The organism is Sorangium sp. So ce295, assembly GCF_051527405.1.
Classification (GTDB): domain Bacteria; phylum Myxococcota_A; class Polyangia; order Polyangiales; family Polyangiaceae; genus Sorangium; species Sorangium cellulosum_B.
In genome coordinates this window covers 1,796,485-1,816,457 of sequence record NZ_CP150324.1, presented here as the reverse complement: position 1 = coordinate 1,816,457, position 19,973 = coordinate 1,796,485, and the positions used below count along the sequence as shown (strand labels likewise).

Annotated in this window: 19 protein-coding genes; 8 read left to right on the top strand and 11 right to left on the bottom strand. The window is 71.8% G+C overall.

Annotated elements, in window-relative coordinates; translation table 11 throughout:
- Positions 1-29: 29 nt before the first annotated feature.
- Positions 30-1,607, bottom strand: coding sequence for an alkaline phosphatase D family protein (locus WMF11_RS06915; RefSeq protein WP_437976871.1), 1,578 nt, complete (start codon positions 1,605-1,607; stop codon positions 30-32).
- A 179-nt stretch (positions 1,608-1,786) separates the two neighbouring features.
- Positions 1,787-2,287 (bottom strand): response regulator, encoded by a 501-nt coding sequence (locus WMF11_RS06910; protein ID WP_437907642.1) that lies wholly within the window; start codon positions 2,285-2,287, stop codon positions 1,787-1,789.
- A gap of 191 nt (positions 2,288-2,478) precedes the next feature.
- Between WMF11_RS06910 and WMF11_RS06905 the strand changes: the two genes are divergently transcribed.
- The 3 genes from WMF11_RS06905 (at position 2,479) to WMF11_RS06895 (ending at position 7,146) form a co-directional block, all read left to right on the top strand.
- Entirely contained in the window at positions 2,479-3,093 is a 615-nt protein-coding gene (locus tag WMF11_RS06905; protein WP_437907641.1) for an NAD(P)H-dependent oxidoreductase, read from the top strand.
- Between the two features lie 258 nt (positions 3,094-3,351).
- Positions 3,352-5,394, top strand: coding sequence for an ABC transporter ATP-binding protein (locus tag WMF11_RS06900; RefSeq protein WP_437976870.1), 2,043 nt, complete (start codon positions 3,352-3,354; stop codon positions 5,392-5,394).
- Between the two features lie 99 nt (positions 5,395-5,493).
- Positions 5,494-7,146, top strand: a complete 1,653-nt coding sequence (locus WMF11_RS06895) for a glycerol-3-phosphate dehydrogenase/oxidase (RefSeq protein WP_437979284.1) — start codon at positions 5,494-5,496, stop codon at positions 7,144-7,146.
- A gap of 13 nt (positions 7,147-7,159) precedes the next feature.
- Here WMF11_RS06895 and WMF11_RS06890 read toward each other — a convergent pair whose 3' ends face one another.
- From WMF11_RS06890 to WMF11_RS06875, 4 genes are all read right to left on the bottom strand, one after another.
- Positions 7,160-7,543 carry a response regulator gene (locus WMF11_RS06890; RefSeq protein WP_437716135.1) on the bottom strand — a complete coding sequence of 128 codons (384 nt, stop codon included), beginning with the start codon at positions 7,541-7,543 and terminating at the stop codon, positions 7,160-7,162.
- Between the two features lie 230 nt (positions 7,544-7,773).
- Positions 7,774-9,423 carry a hybrid sensor histidine kinase/response regulator gene (locus tag WMF11_RS06885; RefSeq protein ID WP_437976869.1) on the bottom strand — a complete coding sequence of 550 codons (1,650 nt, stop codon included), beginning with the start codon at positions 9,421-9,423 and terminating at the stop codon, positions 7,774-7,776.
- 117 nt (positions 9,424-9,540) lie between these two features.
- Positions 9,541-10,218, bottom strand: coding sequence for a hypothetical protein (locus tag WMF11_RS06880; RefSeq protein WP_437976868.1), 678 nt, complete (start codon positions 10,216-10,218; stop codon positions 9,541-9,543).
- Positions 10,215-11,399: a hypothetical protein gene (locus tag WMF11_RS06875; protein ID WP_437907636.1), complete on the bottom strand. Its 1,185-nt coding sequence runs from the start codon at positions 11,397-11,399 to the stop codon at positions 10,215-10,217. Before WMF11_RS06875 ends, WMF11_RS06880 begins: the two co-directional genes overlap by 4 nt.
- Positions 11,400-11,693: 294 nt before the next feature.
- Between WMF11_RS06875 and WMF11_RS06870 the strand changes: the two genes are divergently transcribed.
- The 5 genes from WMF11_RS06870 (at position 11,694) to WMF11_RS06850 (ending at position 16,023) form a co-directional block, all read left to right on the top strand.
- Positions 11,694-12,011, top strand: coding sequence for a putative quinol monooxygenase (locus WMF11_RS06870; RefSeq protein WP_012233804.1), 318 nt, complete (start codon positions 11,694-11,696; stop codon positions 12,009-12,011).
- A gap of 1 nt (position 12,012) precedes the next feature.
- Entirely contained in the window at positions 12,013-13,191 is a 1,179-nt protein-coding gene (locus WMF11_RS06865; RefSeq protein WP_437976867.1) for an iron-containing alcohol dehydrogenase, read from the top strand.
- Positions 13,192-13,218: 27 nt separating this feature from the next.
- Positions 13,219-13,419, top strand: a complete 201-nt coding sequence (locus tag WMF11_RS06860; protein ID WP_437298260.1) for a hypothetical protein — start codon at positions 13,219-13,221, stop codon at positions 13,417-13,419.
- Between the two features lie 43 nt (positions 13,420-13,462).
- Positions 13,463-14,605, top strand: a complete 1,143-nt coding sequence (locus WMF11_RS06855; protein ID WP_437907633.1) for a class I SAM-dependent methyltransferase — start codon at positions 13,463-13,465, stop codon at positions 14,603-14,605.
- Positions 14,606-14,856: 251 nt separating this feature from the next.
- On the top strand, positions 14,857-16,023 hold the full coding sequence (locus WMF11_RS06850; protein WP_437976866.1) for an acyl-CoA dehydrogenase: 1,167 nt from the start codon (positions 14,857-14,859) through the stop codon (positions 16,021-16,023).
- A gap of 39 nt (positions 16,024-16,062) precedes the next feature.
- On the opposite strand, the gene WMF11_RS06845 is transcribed toward WMF11_RS06850, so the two are convergent.
- The 5 genes from WMF11_RS06845 to WMF11_RS06825 form a co-directional block, all read right to left on the bottom strand.
- Positions 16,063-16,284 (bottom strand): addiction module protein, encoded by a 222-nt coding sequence (locus WMF11_RS06845; RefSeq protein WP_437976865.1) that lies wholly within the window; start codon positions 16,282-16,284, stop codon positions 16,063-16,065.
- A 58-nt stretch (positions 16,285-16,342) separates the two neighbouring features.
- Complete coding sequence (locus WMF11_RS06840) at positions 16,343-16,822, bottom strand: DUF2383 domain-containing protein (protein ID WP_437907630.1); 480 nt, start codon at positions 16,820-16,822, stop codon at positions 16,343-16,345.
- Between the two features lie 303 nt (positions 16,823-17,125).
- On the bottom strand, positions 17,126-17,632 hold the full coding sequence (locus WMF11_RS06835) for a hypothetical protein (protein WP_437907629.1): 507 nt from the start codon (positions 17,630-17,632) through the stop codon (positions 17,126-17,128).
- Between the two features lie 257 nt (positions 17,633-17,889).
- Positions 17,890-19,227, bottom strand: coding sequence for a DNA topoisomerase IB (locus tag WMF11_RS06830; protein ID WP_437976864.1), 1,338 nt, complete (start codon positions 19,225-19,227; stop codon positions 17,890-17,892).
- Positions 19,228-19,239: 12 nt separating this feature from the next.
- Positions 19,240-19,590, bottom strand: a complete 351-nt coding sequence (locus tag WMF11_RS06825; protein WP_437716126.1) for a polyhydroxyalkanoic acid system family protein — start codon at positions 19,588-19,590, stop codon at positions 19,240-19,242.
- Between the last annotated feature and the right edge of the window lie 383 nt (positions 19,591-19,973).

Below are 19,973 nucleotides of genomic sequence, written 5' to 3'. Positions count from 1 at the left end.
TCGCTGGCCCGCCGCGCGTCAGCTCCCGATCAGCTCACTCGAGGCGCGGCTTCCGGCGGGTCGTCGATGGCGGGCGCCGCCGCCTCTTCGCGGCGCAGGTGGCTCTCGCCGCGGCGCGCGGCGAACGCCGCGGCGAACACCTCGTCGACCTCCGGGCGCTCGGGCGCATCGTACAGGAACCACGCGCCCTGCACGCGCTCCGGCGTCACGTCGAGGACCACGTACCCGCGGCGCCACAGGTCGGCGTACTTGACGTGCGGGTTCGCGAGGACCAGCGGCTCGACCGCCCGGGCCTGCTCCTCGGTGAGCCACGGGGAGGTGATCCCCGGCACCGCGATCTCGACCGCCAGCGCGCCCCGGCCCGTCGCGGCGTCGTAGCGCGCCGGATCGAGCGGCGCCGGCGCGAGATCGATCGCCCACGACGCGTGGGTGTCGCCGCTGAGCACGACGACGTCGCGCACGCGCTCCTCGTCGAGGAGCTCGAAGAAGCGCTGGCGCGCCGCCGGATACCCGTCCCACGCGTCCGTGTTCAGGTCCTGCGGGAGCTGGCCCATCAGCACCTGCTGGCCGATGGCCTTCCACGCCGCCGTCGAGCCCGCGAGCTCCGCGCGCAGCCACGCCTCCTGATCGCGCCCGAGCATCGTCCGCGCCGGCGCCTCGATCGCCGCGCGGTCGCTCGGGTCGGCCTGCCGGTCGCGCCCCCAGGAGCGCGTGTCGAGCAGGAAGAGGTCGACGAGATCGCCGTAGCGCAGCGCGCGCCAGATGCGGGCGGCATCGCGGGGATGCTCGCGGATCGGCATCCACTCCGCGTAGGCGCGCTGCGCGACCGCCCTGCGCTCCTCCCACGACCCCTCGGCAGGCCACGCGTGGTTCCCCGCGCCGCCCTTCCAGGTGTTGTTCGCCAGCTCATGGTCGTCCCAGACCGTGATGAACGGGTGCTGCTGGTGCGCCGCCTGGAGGTCCCTGTCGCGCCGGTACTGGGCATAACGCGCGCGGTAGTCGGCGAGCGTCACGATCTCGTGCGCGGGCTCGTAATGCCGCGCGCTCCCGTACTGGCCAGCGCCGAATTCGTAGATGTAATCGCCGAGGTGGATCACCGCGTCGAGGTCGAGGCGCGCGGCGATGCGCCGGTACCCGTGGAACAGCCCGTGCGCATAGCTCGCGCACGACGCGACGGCGAAGCGCAGCCGCCCCGCGCGGCCGCGCGGCGCCGTCCTCGTGCGCCCGACGGGCGACGATCCGCCGAGGGCGATGAACCGGTAATAATAGGTCTTCCCTGGGTCGAGCCCGCCGGCGTCGACCTTGACCGTGTGATCGCGCTCCTCGTCCGTCAGGAGCGCCCCCGTGCCCACGATCCGGCTGAAGCTGGCGTCGAGCGCGATCTGCCATGTCACCGCCACCGGGCCCGCCTTGCCCGGCGTCACGCGCGTCCAGAGGATGACGGCATCGGGCAGCGGATCCCCGCTCGCCACGCCGTGCTGGAATACCGCCTTCGACAGCTCGCTGGCCGGCGACGGAGCGTCCCCCGACGCCGGCAAAGGCGCGTCGCCGTCCGGCGCGGCGCCCCAGCCGCCCGACAGTCCGGGGAGCGCGGCGAGGCTGAACATGGATACGCTGCAAAGGAGGCTTCGCCGGCCCATCGCCATGATCACGCCCCTTGTCGACCGCGTGCGGTGAGCTGCGTATGACGCACGCACCGCCGCCCCGGCAAGCAGAAACGAGCGCTGTAACGCGTCCGTCGCGCCGCGCTCTCAGCGATGTTCGTTTCGGGCGTCCCGGCGCCGACTCAGGTGTTGCGACCGACCACGTCGAGCAACGCGACGAGATCGACGGGCTTCTTCAGGATGTCGACCGCTCCGAGCTCCGTCGCCCGCGGCGCCGCCCCCGCCGTCAGCACGACCACGGGGACGTCGGAGATCGCCGGCGTGCGCAGCTGCTCTGCGCGGAACGCGTATCCGTCCATCCCGGGCATCATCAGATCGAGCACGATGAGCGCCGGCGTCGGCGCCTCGCGGAGCCTGGCCAGCGCGTCCGCGCCGTCCACGGCCGTCATCACATCGTATCCCTCATCGCACAGGACGGTCACGAGAGCATCGCAGACGCCTTGGTCGTCCTCGACGATGAAGATCGTCTTCCGTCGAGAGGGGCCCTGCTCGGCGAGCCTCCGCCCCATCGCGCCCGGAGGGCACGGCGGCGCGGCCGGCGGATCGCCCCGCTCCGCGCCGCACCCCCTTCCGGGGGCGCACGGGACATCGACGCCGCCCCTGCGCAATCCGCTCCGGACCATCAAAGGACCCATAAGCCGTGGAGCCGCGACGCGCAATTTGAATCGCGACGCGCGCTCTGCGCCATGCGTCATCCACGGCTGCGGGGCCTGCCAGCCTGCCCCTCACGCCGTTCTCGACGATGCCATGACGGGGCGCACGGCGGGCTCATCGGGCATGGCATGGAGCGCTCCGGCCATGGGATCACGGCGGTATGCGGGCTGCATGCGCGCTCGGCATGAACGTGGCCGTGATCTTCTATTCCCGCTATGGCGACACGGCCGCGCTCGCGGCCGCCGTCGCGCAGGGCGCCAGGCAGGCCGGAGCGACCGTGCGGCTCCGGCGCGTCGCCGATCTGACGGTGATCGAGGACCGGTGGAGCGCGGCGAATGAGCGGATCCGCGCCGCGCGGGGACACCTCGCCTCCGTCCCGCTGGCGCAGCAAGACGACCTCTTCTGGGCGGACGGCATCGCCATCGGCTCGCCTGCGCGCTATGGCGCGATGTGCGCGGAGATCCGGCGCTTCCTCGACGGATCGAGGCAGCCCTCGGGAGATCTCGCCGGCAAGGTGGCCTCGGTGTTCTGCTCGCCGTCCGCGGTCGAGGGAGCGCAGCGCGCGACGCTCACGGCGACGCTCGGCTCCCTCGCCGGCCATGGAGTCCTCGTCCAGGCCCCCGCCCGCGCGGAGATGGATCCGACGGGCAGGGCCGCGCAGCGCGACGGCCCGCCTCGGGCGAGCGCGGATCACGCGCCGGCGGAGCTCGACCTCGGGCCGGCGCGCGCCCTCGGCCGGAGGCTCGCGCGGCGCGAGAGCCGGACTCGCGGGTAGGCGCGGAGAGCCGGCCGCGCCGTCGGCCTGTGCCGTTGGCCGCGCCGGCGTCGCCGGCCCTGGAGTCCCGGACAACCGCGCAGCAAATCAGCAAACGCCAACCTCGTCTCCGGCACTCGCGTCGAGCGCGTCCGCGTTGGGCTGTTACACCAGCGGCGATACCTCGCTACTGGTCGTAACCGATGGATCGTCAGGCCGGGCCCGAGATGGGCCGCCGACGACCACCTCAGCCGTAGACAGGAGAGAGCTCAGCGAACCATGAGCGCACCGGCTCACCGCAAGCACTATCATCCTTCGCCTCGGCGCGAAGGCAGGGTCAGGTTTTCGAGGCATTCTCCTCGGACGACCACGCAGCTGACCGCCGCGCGCGCCGCGCCCAGCCAGCCGGCCGGCGCGGAGCGGGTCCGCTTCTTCCTCCGGGTGGGCGCCTATTTCAAGGGCGAGTGGGCGCGCATCGCGGCGCTCGCCGTGCTGGTCTGCGCCTCGATCGCGATCAGCCTGCTCCAGGTGTGGCCCGTCGCCGTGATCGTGGATCTCATCTCGACCGGCCCGCGCACGGGGGACTTCGTCCATCGCATCCTGCTCGCGCCGCTCCCGGACAGCCTGCTCGGCCGCGTCCTCGGGCTCGCGGCGATCACGCTCGTCCTCCGCGTGGCGCAGGAGTTCGTGGGCATGGGCCGCGCCTTGCTCACGTTCCGCATCGGCTATGGCGGGCTCACGCGCGTGCGGCGCGACGTGTACCGGAAGCTCCAGGCGCTCCATATGGGCTATCACCGGGCGCAGCCGCAGGGGGACGCCCTCTACCGGCTCAACCAGGACGCCTCCGGGTTCCACGGCATCCTCAACGTGGCCGTCGCCGTGATGGGGAGCGCGCTGACGCTCGCCGTGATGATCTGCATCATGGCCTCGCGCAGCCTGGAGCTCACGCTGCTCGCGCTCGCGGTCGTCCCGCCGCTCCTCCTCACGAACGTCAGGTTCGGGCGCGTGCTGCACAAGAAGTGCACCGAGGCGAAGGAGGTCGAGAGCGAGTTCGCGACGTCCGTCCAGCGCTCGATGGCGTCGATCGGCCTCGTCCAGGCGTTCGGCCGCGAGGCGGACGAGGAGGCGCGCTTCCACACGACGCTGCGCAACAGCGTGAAGGCGTGGCTCCGGCTCCACCACGACGAGCTCCGCCACACGCTCGCCATGGGCTCGATCCTCGGGCTCGGCGGCGCGCTGGTGCTCGGCTACGGCGGCTACCTCATCGTCCAGGCCCGGGCGGGCGGGGGCGAGGCCGGCATGACGCTCGGCGCGCTGACGGCGTTCCTCGGGTACCTGGGCATGCTCTACGACCCGCTCTGCAAGCTGACCGGCGCCGGCGCCGCGGTGCAGGGCGGCGTCGCGGGCGCGCAGCGCGTCTTCGAGGTGCTGGACCGCGACCAGGCGGTCGTCGACAGGCACGACGCGGCCAGCCTCCCGCCCCAGCCGCGCGCGCTCTCGCTCGATGGCGTCGGGTTCGAGTACCGCCCGGGCCACCCGGTGCTGCGCGGGCTCGACGCGACGATCCGGCCGGGCGAGATGGTCGCGTTCGTGGGCTCGGTCGGCGCCGGCAAGACGACGCTGCTCGGCCTGCTGCCGCGCTTCCACAACCCGACCTGCGGCGCGCTGCGGCTCGACGGCATCGACACGCGCGCGGTCCGCGTGGCCGACCTGCGCCGGCACATCGCGCTCGTCCTCCAGGACAGCATCCTCCTGCCGGCGACGATCGCGGAGAACATCGCCTACGGCCGCCCCTCGGCGACCGACCCCGAGATCCGGAGGGCGGCCGAGATGGCGGGGGCGGCCGGCTTCATCGAGGCGCTGCCGGACGGCTACCGGACGGCGATCGCCGACGGCGGGCTCAACCTGTCGGCCGGCCAGCGGCAGCGCATCGCGATCGCGCGCGCGCTGCTGACGGACGCGCCCATCCTTGTGATCGACGAGCCGACCGACGGGCTCGACGCCGAGCACGAGCGGACCATCGGCGAGGCGCTGCGGGCCCTGAAGGGGAAGCGGACGATCGTCCTGATGAGCCACCGCCTGAGCACGGTCGTCGACTGCGACCAGATCTTCGTGATGGAGCGCGGCCGCATCGTCGAGCACGGCGGGCACGGAGAGCTCCTGCGGCGGGGCGGCGTCTACACCAAGATGGCGCGCTGGCAGCACCTCCACACCGGCCACGCCGCCGCGGCGAAGAGCAGCCCGCGCCGCGTCCAGCCGGCGCCTCCGTCCGACGCGTACCGCGGCGAGGAGGGCAGCTGGGCCGACGGGATGATGGGCTGAGCGAGACGTCGCGAGCGCCATCTGCCGCCCCGAGGCGACGGGGACGTGATAGAGCAGATGGGGGCGCGCGCCGGCCGCGCCTTCGCCGGATCGCCATCGATGCTGCGGGCCACGAACATCGACAGCTTGAGCCGCGACACGTTCGACGTCCTCGTCCTCGGCGCCGGGATCAACGGCGCCGTCGCGGCCGCGGCCCTCGCCGCGCGGGGGGCGAAGGTCGCGCTGATCGATCGGGGCGACTTCGCCGGATTCACCAGCCAGGAGTCGTCGAACCTCGCCTGGGGCGGCATCAAGTACATGGAGAGCTTCGAGTTTCCGCTCGTGCGGAAGCTCTGCACGTCGAGGAACCTCCTCCTCAGGAGCTACCCGTCGTCGGTGCAGGAGATCCGGTTCTACGCCGCGCACGAGCGGGGCTTCCGCCACGGGCTCTTCAAGCTCTTCCTGGGCACCTGGCTCTACTGGATCATCGGCAGCTTCTTCACGCGCATCCCCCGCCTGCTCTCCCGCCGGGCGATCGCGCGGGAGGAGCCGATCGTCAACCTGGACGGCTGCGACGGAGGATTCGAGTACTCCGACGCGTACCTTGTCGACAACGACGCGCGGTTCGTCTGGGGCTTCGTGCGCGCGGCGCTCGATCACGGCGCGCGGGCGGCCAACTACGTCGAGTCGCTCGGCGCGCGGCGCGAGGGGGGCGCGTGGGTCACGCGCGCCCGAGACGTCCTGTCGGGCAGGGACATCTCCATCCGGTCGCGGGTGCTCGTCAACGCCTGCGGGCCGTTCGTGGACGCGCACAACGAGCTGACGGGCCAGCGGACGAGGCACCGCCACATCTTCTCGAAGGGCATCCACCTCATCGTGGATCGGCTCACCGCGAGCCGGCGGGTGCTCACGTTCTTCGCGGACGACGGCCGGCTGTTCTTCGTGATCCCGATGGGATCGAGGACGTGCATCGGCACGACCGACACCCGCGTCGAGGGCCCGCGCGCGGCGGTGACGCCCGAGGACCGGCGCTTCGTGCTCTCCAACATCAACAAGCGCCTCGACCTGCCTCGCCCGCTGACCGAGGCCGACGTCATCGCGGAGCGCTGCGGGGTGCGCCCCCTGGCCGTCGAGGGCGGCGGGGACGGCGAGGACTGGCTGCAGCTCTCGCGCAAGCACGCCCTCGAGGTGGACGGGGCGCAGGCCCACGTGAGCATCTTCGGCGGCAAGCTCACCGATTGCATCAACGTGGGCGACGAGGTCTGCGCCGCCGTGCAGGGGCTCGGCGTCGCGCTGCCCCGCCCTGCGCAGCGCTGGTATGGCGAGCCTGGCGAGGCGCTTCGTAAAGAGTTCTTTCACAAGGCGCGCGCCCTCGATCTCGACGCGCTGACGCCGCCGCGCGCCTCGGAGGCGCTCAGCACGCGGCTATGGCGCCGCTATGGCGCGCAGGCGATCGGGCTGCTCGAGGACATCCAGCGCGATCCGAGGGTGGCCGAGCCGCTGTTCGAAGGGGCGGACGACCTGCGCTGCGAGGTCGCCCACGCCGCGAAGCACGAGATGATCGCGAAGCTCGATGATTTCCTGCGGCGGCGCACGAAGATCTCGCTCTTGCTCCGCCGCGAGGCGCTCGCGAGGTCGCCCGGCCTCCGCGAGGCGTGCGAGCTCCTCTTCGGGGACGAGGCCGACAGGCGGCTTACGGAGTACTTCCACGAGCACGGCGCCGGCCGCCTCGCGGAGGGGAAGGCGCCCGCCGCGGCGCAGCCGGTCAGGTAGCGCCGCGCCCGGCTCACCGCGCCGGCGCGCCGCAGATGCGGTGGACCAGCTCGAGCAGCGGCTCGATCTGGAGCGGCTTCTTCAGCAGGCCCGCGACGCGCAGCCGCGACGCCTCCTGCTCGACCCGCACGTCGGCGGACACGATCACCACCGGGATCGACGCGAGCGCCGGGTCGCGCTGGAGCTCGGCGCGGAGCTGCCACCCGTCCATGACTGGCATCATCAGATCGAGCAAGATCAGCGCGGGCGGCGCGTCCCGCCGCAGCAGCGCGAGCGCCTCGGCGCCGTCCGCGGCCTCCTCGACGTCGTACCCCTCGAACACGAGGAGCTGCGTAAGAATGCTCCTGATATCCAGATCGTCCTCGACGACCAGGATGCGGCCAGTTTTCTCGATCATGACCGAACCTCACGACCGGACTGCGCCGCGCGGCGCGCTTCTTTTGCCGCCCCGCCGAGCAGCCCAGCTGCGGCCCTGACCGATCGAGTGTTCATGGGGCCGGTGACGCAACTTGAGCGAACGCCGCGGCCCTGGCAAGCGGTCGGTCCCGCGGAGCGGCCCCGCGGCGCGCCGGAGCACGGACCGGCGCGCCGCCTGACAGAGCCCGTCCGCCAAGGACGGCGGAGCGCCTACTGAGCGGCCTCCTCGGGAGACTCGTCGGAGGCCCCGCGCGAGCCGGCGTTGCGCTCCTCTCCTGTTCCCGCGCGATGGTCATGGACAGGCAAGAGCACGCGGAAACACGCGCCCTTGCCGACCTCGCTCTCCACGCCGATCTCGCCCCGGAAGCTCGTCACGATGCCGTGGCAGATCGCGAGCCCGAGCCCCGTCCCTTCCCCGATGGGCTTCGTCGTGAAGAACGGGTCGAAGATGCGGCTCCGCAGCTCCGGCGCGATCCCAGGCCCGGTGTCGCACACCTCGATGCACACGCGGCCGGGCGGCGCGGGGGCGGTGGAGATCCGGATCTCGTTCTCCGACACCTTCCCCTCGGGCAGCGCCTGGGCGGCGTTCACGAGCAGGTTCAGGATCACCTGGCCGAGCTGCGCCTCGTTCGCGTGGACGGCTGGCACCGGGCGGAGCTCCAGGACGAGCCGCGCCTTGCTCCGTATCTGCTGCTGCGCCATCCGCAGCACCAGCTGGATCACCGGGTCGACGTCGACCGGGCCGAGCTCGCCGTAGTCGGCCCGCGAGAACGTCTTCAGGCCGCCCACGATGTGCCGTACCCGCGCGCCGCCCTCCGCGGCCTCGTCGAGCGCCGAGAGGAGCGCGTCGAGGCGCGCGCCGGCCCCCTTCGCGCGGAGCTCCTTGCGCGCGAAATCGACGTTCGCGACCATGTACGCGAGGGGGTTGTTGATCTCGTGCGCCACCCCGGCCGCGAGCGTGCCGAGCGAGGCCATGCGATCGGCGAGCTGGAGCCGCGTCTCCATCTGCCGGCGCTCCGTGACGTCGGACACGGCCCCGAGCATCCGGTACGCCCTGCCGGTCGCGTCGCGCAGCACGATGCCCCGGTCGTGGACGTCGGCGTAGCTGCCGTCCGCGAGCAGGCACCGGTACCAGAGCTCGAACGTGCCCTCGTCCCCTTCCATCGCGCGCCGCAGCCCGTTCATCACGCGATCGCGATCCTCGGGGTGGACCCGCTCGAACCACCACACGGCGTCCTCCTCGATGTCGGCGCCGCCCGTGCCATAGAAGCTCCGCATGCGCTCGCTGCCGGTGACGCGCCCGGACGAGAGATCCCAGTCCCAGAAGGCGTCGCTCGTGGCGCGCACGACGAGCCGCATGCGCTCCTCGCTCGTCCGGAGCGCGTCCTCCGCGGCCTTGATCACCTCCGCGGACGCGTCGCGGAAGGAGCGCGCGGCGCGCTCGAGCAGCGCGCGCTCCGCGGGCGCCCGGTCGGCCACGTGCGCCGACGGCCGCCGCACCCACCACACCGCCGCGTCGAGCTGGATGGCGATCGACGGCTCGAGCGCCGCCGCCACGACCGTCGCGCCCGCCTCGAGCAGCGCCGCGGTCGCGCCCGCGCTCCCGGTGACGGCGACCACGGCCACGCGATCGCCCCCGGGCGCCGCGCGCAGCCGCCGGCAGAGCGCGAGCGTGTCCTCGAGCGGCCCCTCGTCCGCCAGCACGGCCACGTCGAACGGCTGAGTCGCCAGGAGATCCAGCCCGGCCTCGACGTCCCGCGCCGGGACCGCGACATAGCCGCGCGCCGCGGCGAGCGCCTGCGCAGCGCCCGAGGGGCCGCCTGGGAAGATCAGGATCCTGGGTGCCTGTGGTCCCGCCACGCGCGCAACATCCCGCGCGCGGCGCGCAGACGCAATACCGGCGCAGCGGTGATCCACGTTCTCGCACGTTCCGGCGCGTCCCCGCGCTTTCCCGCGCGCTCCGCGCCTACCCCCGCCTCACCCGACCCCGGCCCTCCGGTCGTCGAACCATTGCCACGCGTTCGCGAACCCCACGCGCTGGGATGATTTCTTGTAGCAGAGGAAGTAGAGCCTTCCGCCCTGAACACCGCACTCCGTGCGGTCTTTCCAGCAGGTGAGGAGATCCGGGTCCACGGCCGGATTGCTCGAAAGCACCGTCCCTTCCTCGAGCTCCTGTGTCCCGGCGGCGTCCAGGCAGGCCGCCGGGCTGGAGGTCACCGGAATGCCCACCGCGCTCGATTCCACGCCCGTATTGAAGAGCGCCTCGGCCACCCGGCGCACGGCGGCGGCGCGGTCTGGACCGCAGAGAGAGAGGATATCGAGGGTCGCGCGATCGACCTGGACGAGAATGAAATTGCGCCCCTCGATGACGGTGAGCCCGAGCCCGCCCGCGGCGTACTCGTGGCGGAGCAGGTCGGGCGTATCGTCCGTGGCGGCATGAAACGCGTGGCGCGCCTTCACGGCCTCGCCGTGCGGGTTGAGCTCGTCACGGAAGATGGAGTCGCACCAGTAGAACGACTCCGCGCGCGCCTGGGCCGGCACGTCGTCGAACCGCTCGACGGGCGTGAAGCCCTCCGGCGAGACGCGCGCCACGGCCGCGAGCCACCCCGCGATCTTCGCGTCGACGTCTTGCTTCTGAAATCCGTGCGCGTTCATCCCCAGCCTCCGTTCCTGTAGGTCGCCACGATCTGCTCGACGCGGTACCCGTCGTCCGGCGCCGAGCTGAACCAGATGAGCCCCCAGAAGACGCCCAGGATCGGCTCGACGGAATCGAACACGCCTGCGCCCCCCGCGTAATACCTGGTCACGCCGCCGTGGGAGAACTCGAGGCACGCCTCGTACCGGTTGAGCCCCGGGCTGAGCGTCCCGTCGGGCATGCGCGTATGGGACGCCGGGTAGGTCCTCCCCACCTCCACCGGCCCGTCGACGAGCGCGGCGCGCCACACGCGGCCGCCCTCGACCTTCGTGACGTCGAGCCCCGCCCACGGGTTCTGCTCGACGTCGGCCGACAGCGTCCTGCGCCCGCCGCCGACGTTGGGGTCGCCCCAGACCACGATCATGCGCGTCCGCCCCGGGATCCCGAGCTGGCGCAGCATGCCGCGGAGGAGGCGGACGATCGCCTGGCACTCCCCGCTCTCCTCCACGTGATCGGTCATCGGCCAGGCGCCGCCCTCGTCGTTCATGTACGTCGGGTGATGGTACTTCCGGGGCACCCTGGGGCTCGGCAGGAGGGTGTACGTCGGGAACCTGGCCATGACCCCCTCCACGATCTCGTGGGGATTGAGGGTATCCATCGGCGCGATCCAGGAGACCGCCCTGTCCATCCGCTTCAAGGTCACCCCATCTTCCTGCCAGACATCCTGTCTGTCGGTCTGGGGCCTGCCCATCGTGACATAGACGACGTTCGAGGTCCGGGCGGGCGACACGGTAGCTTCCGCCCCTGCAGACCAGCTCAGGGCGAGGTTGAACTTCTGGATCTTCCTCCCGAGCTGCCGCGAGGAGAAGAGATCGAGCGGCCCGGCGACGGCCCCGCTGCCGCGGCTCTCGAGGACGATGCCCCCCGGCCCCACGGCGCGGATCTCGGCCGCCGCCGCGCTGTAGGCGTCGCGCTGCGCGAGCTCGAGCCGGACGACGATGTGCCGCCCCATCGAGATCGAGAGGGGGACGGCGCCCCCCGGCGTCCACTCCGGCCGCGGGCACAGGGCCCCTTCGTTCCTCCAGCCGCTCTCCTCCTTGCAGTCCTTCAGGAGACCGTGATCGGACCTGAACTCGATGGAATGCAGCGCGATGGGCCGCGCCGCATCGGGCTCCGGGCTCTCCGTGGTCGGATCCGCCATATCGACCTTCCTCGCTCGCGGCGCTCATCCACTCGACGCTTGCCGAGCCGCACGCCGGGTCACGACGATCGTAGTGCGCGAGCCGGCCGAGCCAAGTCGGGAGTCCACGCAGGGGGCGACGGCGCTCTGCCGGCCGCCCCGCCACCCGCGCGCCCGCCCCGCCCCCCTCCGCCCCGCCCCGCCCGGGGGCAGCGCGCTCGGCCGAGCCCGCGCGGCCCGCGCGCGCTCTCCCGGAAGGCCGGCCGCGGCGCGAGCCGGGTTCCTGCGGCAGCGCGCCCGAGCTAGATTGCGCGCATGTCCAACAGCCTGTTCGTCGTACATGTGCATGTACGTGTCAGACCCGAGCTCGTCGACGCCTTCCGGAGCGCGACGCTCGAGAACGCACGCGAGAGCGTCAAGGAGCCGGGGATCGCCCGGTTCGACGTCGTCCAGGACACCGAGGATCCCGCGCGGTTCGTGCTCGTCGAGGTCTACAGGACCAAGGAAGCGCCGGCCGCACACAAGGAAACGGCGCATTACCAGCGGTGGCGGGACACCGTCGCGGAGATGATGGCCGAGCCGCGGACCAGCCGGAAATACGTCAATGTCTTCCCTGACGACGCGGGGTATTGACATGGCGCCTCCCAGCAATGAACCCGCCTTCGAGTTCGCCACCGCGACGCGCATCGCCTTCGGCGCAGGCAAGATCGCCGAGGTGCCCGCGGCCGTGCGGGGCCTCGGCGGGACGCGGGCGCTCGTCGTCACCGGGCAGGATCCCGGCCGCGCCGCGCCGCTCCTCGCCGCGCTCGCGGCCGCGGGCGTCGCCGCGGTGCGCTTCGCCGTCGCGGGCGAGCCCACGGTGGACATCGCCCGCGAGGGGACGTCGCGGGCCGCGGCCGAGCGGTGCGACGTCGTTGTGGCGCTCGGCGGCGGCAGCGCGATCGACGCCGGCAAGGCGATCGCCGCGCTCGTCGCGAACGGCGGCGACCCGCTCGATTACCTGGAGGTCATCGGCAAGGGGGGAGCGCTCTCCAGGCCGTCCGTGCCGTTCGTGGCGATCCCCACGACCGCGGGCACCGGCGCGGAGGTGACGCGCAACGCGGTGCTCGCGTCGCCGGAGGCCGGCGTGAAGGCGAGCCTGCGCAGCCCCCACATGCTGCCGCGCCTCGCGGTGGTCGACCCCGACCTGCTCGCGGGCGCCCCGCCCGGGGTGCTCGCGTCGAGCGGGCTCGACGCGCTCTCGCAGCTCATCGAGCCGTTCCTGTCGAGCCGCAGCAACCCGCTCACGGACGGCCTCGCGCGCGAGGGCATCCGCCGCTCGGTGCGCTCGCTGCGCCGCGCGGTCCTGGAGGGCACCGACGCGCCGGCCCGGGACGACCTCGCGATCGCCAGCCTGCTCGGCGGCCTCTGCCTCGCGAACGCCGGCCTCGGGGCCGTCCACGGCTTCGCGGGGCCCGCGGGGGGCATGTACGACGCGCCGCACGGCGCGGTGTGCGCGGCGCTCTTACCCGCCGTCCTGGAGGTCAACCTGCGGGCGCTGCGCGCGCGCGACCCGGCTCACCGCGCGCTGCCGCGCTTCGACGAGCTGGCCGCGCTCGTCACGGGGCGCGCCGGCGCCAGCGCCGAGGAAGGGATCGCCTGGATCCGCGAGCTCTGCCGTGACCTCGCGATCCCGGGGCTCCGGCGCTACGGCATGGCTGAGGCGGACCTCCCGGCGCTGGTCGCGAAGGCCAGGGCGGCGAGCAGCATGAAGGCGAACCCGCTGCCGCTCACCGACGAGGAGCTGTTCGACATCGCGGCGGCGTCCTTGTGATCGCGGCGCTGGTGGTATCATCAGGGGGTGGCAAGCCCGTACCGCACGAGACCGCCCACTCCGCCGCGGGTCCGGTCGATCGACCAGCGGCGGCGGATCAGCGTGGCGAGCCTCGTGTTCGGCATGCTCTGCGGCGTGACGGGGATCTCGCTCGCCGACGAGGGGCGGGCCGAGTGCGCGCTGCTGTTCACGGGCGTCTGCGGCTTCGTCTTGCTCCTCCAGCGCTAGGGTGCACCCTAGCCTTGACCCCACCCCCGACGACCGGAGCTCGATGAAGAACGATCCCGCCCCGAATCCCACCCTCGACGCCATGCTCGCCGCCCAGCGCATCGCGTTTGCGCCCGTCATGTTCCAGGTGGCGCGGGTGATGCGAAACCGCGGCGTCCTCAAAGCGCTCCAGCGCGCTGGCAAGGGCGGCAGGACACCGGCGGAGGTGGCCCAGGACACCGGCCTCTCCGCCTATGCCGCCAAGACCTTGCTGGAGGCGAGCCTGAGCTTCGGCCTGGTGGAGCGCGCAGGCGGCGCAAGCGTCGCGAGCGGCGCAAACGCCCACGCAGAGCCGCGAGAGCGTGGCGAGCGCTACACGATCACGCGGGTCGGGCTCATCGTCGAGAATGACAGGATGACCCGCGTCAACATGGATTTCATCCATGACGTTTGTTACGAGGGCATGCGCTTTCTCGACGAGGCCATCGAGGGCGGCAAGCCGGCTGGCCTGAAGGTCTTCGGCGAGTGGCCGACGGTCTATGAGGCGCTCCCGGCGCTCCCGCCGAAGGTGAGGGAGAGCTGGTTTGCGTTCGATCACCTCTACTCCGACTCCGCGTTCCCCGAGGCGCTGCCCGTCGTGTTCGAGCGGAGGCCGAGGACGCTCCTCGACATCGGCGGCAACACGGGGCGGTGGGCGATCCAGTGCTGCACGCACGACCCCGACGTGCGCGTCACGCTGCTCGACCTGCCGGGCCAGCTGGAGGACGCGCGCGTCAACGTCGAGCGGCACGGGCTGCTCGGCCGGATCATGGGCACCCCCATCGACTTCCTGGATCACGGCCAGGCGTTCCCGACGGGCTTCGATGCCATCTGGATGAGCCAGTTCCTCGTGTGCTTCTCCGAGCCGGACATCGTCCAGATCCTCCGGCGGGCCGCGTCGGCCATGGGGGACGAGACGGTGCTCTGGATCCTCGACACGTTCTGGGATCGGCAGACGAACGAGGTGGCGGTCCACTGTCTTCACGGCTCTTCCCTGTATTTCACGTGCCTCGCGAACGGGAACAGCCGCATGTACAGCGCCGCCGATATCCGGCGTTGCATCGACGAGGCGGGCCTCGTCGTCGAGGCGGAGATCGACCAGCTCGGCCTCGCCCACACGCTGCTCCGGTGCCGCCGGCGCGACGCGCCCGCGGGCAAGCGCGCGTGAGCGTCCAGGTGAAGCGACGCGCGTGGCAGCCTGGACGATCCCGACCCCGGAGCGAGCGGCGACACAACGGATGAGGCGGCTCGGGGCGGCGCGCCCCGTCCGCCGCCGGCGCGGCGTGACCTGCGTTGCGCCGCGGCGATGACCGGGCGTGGCGCGCGCGAACGGCTTTCGCTCGTGGCCCTCGCGTAGCATAGTGGGGCGACGCCGCCACGGCGCCGCGCCGCGCCATGGGCCCACAAGGAGAAACCGTCGTGTCCCACCCCCCGCTCACCCAGCTCTCCGACGAGGAGCGCCTCTTCCGCGACTCGGTGCTTGATTTCGCCCGGAAGCGCGTCGCGCCGCGCGCGGCGGCGATGGACGAAGAGGGCGCGCTCGACCATGATCTGCTCCCTTCGCTGTTCGAGCTCGGCCTCATGGGCATCGAGATCCCGGAGGCGTACGGGGGCTCGGGCGCGGGCTTCTTCAGCGCGATCCTCGCGATCGAGGCGCTCGCCGTTGTCGACCCGAGCGTGAGCGTGCTCGTCGACGTGCAGAACACCCTGGTGGCCAATGCGTTCCTCCGCTGGGGCACCGAGGCGCAGAAGGAGAGGTACCTCCCGCGGCTCGCCCGCGACTGGATCGGCTCGTATGCGCTGAGCGAGGCGGGCTCCGGCTCGGACGCGTTCGCGCTCGCGGCCCGCGCCGAGCGCCGGGGCGACCGCTGGATCCTGAACGGCCGCAAGCTCTGGATCACGAACGCGAACGAGAGCTCGGTATTCCTGGTCTTCGCCAACGTCGATCCGACGAAGGGCTACAAGGGCATCACGGCCTTCGTTGTCGAGCGATCCTTCCCCGGCTTCTCGGTGGGCAAGAAGGAGAACAAGCTCGGGATCCGCGCCTCCAGCACGTGTGAGCTCGTCCTCGAGGACTGCGAGGTGCCGGAGGGCAACGTGATCGGCGAGGTCGGCAAGGGCTACAAGATCGCCATCGAGACGCTGAACGAGGGCCGCATCGGCATCGGCGCGCAGATGCTCGGCCTGGCCGCGGGGGCGTTCGACCACGCGATGCGCTACATGGGCGAGCGGAAGCAGTTCGGGCAGTCGATCGCGAGCTTCCAGGGCGTGCAGTTCCAATATGCGCGCGTCGCCATGGAGATCGAGGCCGCGCGCCTCCTCGTCTACAACGCCGCGCGGCTCAAGGACGCGGGCCAGCCGTTCGTGAAGGAGGCGGCGATGGCCAAGCTGTTCGCGTCCGAGGTGGCCGAGCGGACGGCGTCGCTCTGCATCGAGTTCATGGGCGGCGTCGGCTTCACCAAGGACTACCCTGTCGAGAAGCTCTACCGCGACGCGAAGATCGGGAAGATCTACGAGGGGACGTCGAACATGCAGCTCTCCACGATCGCGAAGCTGCTCCAGGCGGGATACGACGCGAAGGGCTGAGCGGGGAAGTTCACCCCCGTCCCAACACCGATGTTGCCCTCAGCGTCTCTGAGGGCGTGCCTGGGCGACGACCTCATCCCAGGTGAGCCCGACTGGCCCCTCGGCCTCGAGCTCATCGAGGCGCCGATCGAGCTCGACGCGCTGGGCGTCGCTGAGAGGCAGCGCGTCAGGATCTCGCCCGAGGCTCGCCCACAACTCGTCGAGGAGGTCGAGCTGCTCGTCGCGGCTCAGTCGGGTGATGTCCAGCGCAGCCCTGCCCATACGCCCGAAAGTATCGCACGGGGGGCCCGCCCGAACAATCCGCCGACGGCCTCGCGCGTCACGGCAGCTGTCGCTTGAGATCCGCGAGCCACCGGCGCGTCGATACCTGCTGCGGCAAGATCACGTCCCGCACCAGGGCGTGCGACTCGGTGTCGAGCTCCTCGATGTCGTTCCGGTAGTCCTTCAGGCCGTGCTCCTCGCCCTCGGCCAGCGCCGAGAGCGCCGTCTTGTGGCCGAGCGCCACAGCGGTCCCCTCGACGGCCTTGGCGAACGCGCCCCATGGCCCGGAGCTCGCCGGGGGGTCGCCTCCGAGCTCCTCGATCCGCCGGCGCAGCACCTTCACCCGCGCCTCGTGCGACGCGAGGTTGAGCCGGAGGTGGTGAGCAACCCAGCCCTGGCGCGCCGCGGCGATGGCCTGACGGTAGGTCTCGACCGCGGACATCTCACCGCGGCAGAACGATTTGAGCTGCTCGATCGAGTCATCGTCGATGAGTCCGTCCAGGCCCACGCTCTCGTCTGCGAATGCGACCGGTTCCATGGGTACTCTCCTGAGATGTCTGGTGAACGCCCGATTCCTCTCCTCCTTACCTCCCAAGGTGGGCCACCACGCCATACGTCCACGCAGGAGCCGCGATCGCCAGGGATCGTCGCCGCTGGGGAAGGCGCGCGCCCCCTGGTGCCTCAGGGGTACATGTTCGCCTCGTACTGCATCAGTCTCGGCTGAACTCATTCATTCCCTTCAAGTCCCGTTCCAATGTCCGGGACTTCGCGGGCATGAAGCGAGCTCATCGATCCGGCGGCTCCCTTCAGCGGTGATGCGGCGCGCTGAGCGCCGCCGGGCTCACAGCGAGGCGAACACGCGGGCTCCCTGGCCCGTCCCACAGAAGTCGCCGCTGCCTGGGTCTCGCAGGATCGCGCGCAGCGCCGCGGCGTCCTTCTCGTCGCGGGCGAGGGCGCCGAGGAGCATCGCGCCTTCCTTGAGGCGCCTCTCGACCTCCGGCGCGCTCTGCTCGGGGATCCCGGCGTCGACGAGCACGCTGCTCAGGCTGGCCGTCTCGCTCGCCGAGCTCGCGTCCGCGAGCCTCACCGCGATGGGGCCGGCCACCGCGAGCCGCAGCCCCGGGACCACGAGCCCCGCGCTCGCGGCGGCGAGGACGGAGGTCAGCGCGCTCCCGTGCGAGGCCGCGCCGTATGCGCGCGAGCGCAAGATGTGCTGGCGGCGCGTCGCTTCGCTCACGATGGCGCAGACGTCCCGGCGCGTGTGCCCGCTGTCCAGGATGCGCCGGACGACGTCTTCGGCCTCTCCACGTGCTCGCACCATCCCCGTGATCAACCGCTGGCTCGCCATACAGACCTCCTTGGCTGAGGGTTCGCGCCGCGCGCGCTGGTTTCCAAGGAGCTATGCACAACACGAACCGTACCGCGCGCGTATCCGGCGGGAGATCGCCGGCCGCTCGCGAACCCAGCAACAGCGCCCGTCGCGTCCGCGGCACGATGCCACAGCGAGGCGATCACGCTGTGACGCAACGACACGGCAGACCCGTCGGGAATAGCGGGGCGAGGCGCATCCCCGCGCGGCTGCTGCAGCGCTCGCCGCGGCGCGGCTCAGGCCGCGGCGCGTCGTTCCCTGGGGGGACGCGTCGCGCTCTTGCCGGCTCGCGGCGCGTTCACCGCGCGCACCGAGCGCACGCTCTCGCGGAGGCGGGTCACGAGCGGCACGGCCTCTCGCTCGCCGAAGCCGCGGACGATCCGGAGCATCTTCGCCTCTTCCGGCCGGAGCGCCGCGAGCGCCCCGTCCGCGACGGCCTCCTCGGCGTCAATCAGGGACTGCAGGGCGCCCTCCGTGTAGGCGCGGATCACGGCGGGGTGGACATAACAACGCTGGCAGACCGCTCGTGTGTTGCCCAGACGGGCAGACACCCTGTCGATCACCTGCGCCACGCGCTTCTTCACCTGGCGGACCGAGCTCGCGATCTCCATCTCGCAGAAGAACGACGCGCACAGCACGGTGCCGGTCCAGGTGCGGAAGTCCTTCGCCGTGAAGTCGTGGCCCGCGACCGAGCGCAGGTACTCGTTCACGTCGTCCGAATGGATCCTTTGCCGCCGGCCCTCGCCGTCGATGTACTGGAACAGCTCGTGGCCGGGCACGTCCTGACAGCGCTTCACGATGCGGGCGAGCCGCCGATCCCGCACCGTCATCGCGTGCTCCTTGCCGCCCTTGCCCCTGAAGTGGAACCTGATGAGACTCCCCTCGATCTCGACGTGCTCGTCGTGGAGCGTGGTGAGTCCATACGAGTCGTTGTCGCGCGCGTACTCGTCGTTCCCTATGCGGATCGACGTCTCGTCGAGCAGGCGCACCACCGCCGCCAGCACCTTCTCGCGCGGCAGGCCAGGCAGCGCGAGATCCCGCTCGCTCGCCGCGCGGATCGCCGGGAGCGCCGCGCCGAACGCGAGCATGCGGTCGTACTTCGTCTCGTCGCGGACCTCGCGCCAGCGCGGGTGATACCGGTACTGCTTTCGGCCGCGCGCGTCCCGCCCTGTCGCCTGGATGTGCCCGCGCTCGCTCCGGCAGATCCACACCTCGGTCCACGCGGGCGGGATCGCGAGGCGGCGGATCCGCGTGAGCGTCGCCTCGTCCTTGACGGGGCGCCCGTCGGCGTCGACGTAACGGAAGCCTTTGCCCGCCCCTCGCCTGGAGATCCCCGGCTCACCGTCGTTCACGTACCGGAGCCCGGCCGACTCCGCGGACTCGACCGGTGACGGGGTGAGCGGCCCTGTCCCCGCGAGCTCGCCGTCAGCGCGGGCGAGCTCGACCGTCTCGACGGACTCGACCGACACGCTGACGCGGCGCCGGCGGAGGACGACGCCGTTCGCGGCGGAGCGGCGCGGGGCGCTCCGCGGGCGGCGCCGTTCATGGGTGGTCGTGGCGCTTCCGCTCTTCATGGCGCGGGCCGCTCAGAGCGCCTCCTGCGCGACCGCGCTCGGAGCGCGCCGCCGCGCGCGATCGCGGTGCGCGTCATCGATGCACCGCCTCACCTCGGCGTCGATCGCCGCGATCGCCATCCGGTTGAACATGCGCAGCGGCAGGGGCATGTCGATCGCGAAGTCGACGGCCTTGGGCCGGAGCTCGAGCCGCCCGGAGAGCGTGAAGCCCTTGAAGGAGATGCCGACATCCGCGCGCCGCTCGTCGCTCCAGAAAATGGAGGGAGCGTACTCCGCGTATCGATCACAATACTTCGCCATCGCCCGCAGGACCGCGCTCTTCGCTTCTTCGTCGTTCAGGTCGTGATGGACAGTGTGGTTCATGGTGACCTCGGGTGATGGCTGGAAGCTGGAAGATCGACACCAGCGGACCTCCAGCGGCGTCGACGCGACAGGCTCGCCAGCGCCGGCGTTCGCGGGGTTAGCAAGCCGGGTGCCTGCCGGGTCCGACGGGGGCCGAGCGCTCGCGGCAGGGCCATTTCCGGGCGCGTCCGCGCGAGATCGGGCCTCCCCGCGGTCCGCGCATGTCGAGGTTCGCCACGAGCGGGGCAGATCGCCACGGCCAGCCTTGAGCCCGCCCCCTCGCGCCGCGGCTCAGCTCGCGGCATGGCGCGTGCGATCGATGGAGCTCATGCACGCGCTCCTGCACGAAGCTGCCGCGCTGAAGTCTCCACCTGCGCTCAGCGGGCGTTTCGGGCCACGGGCCA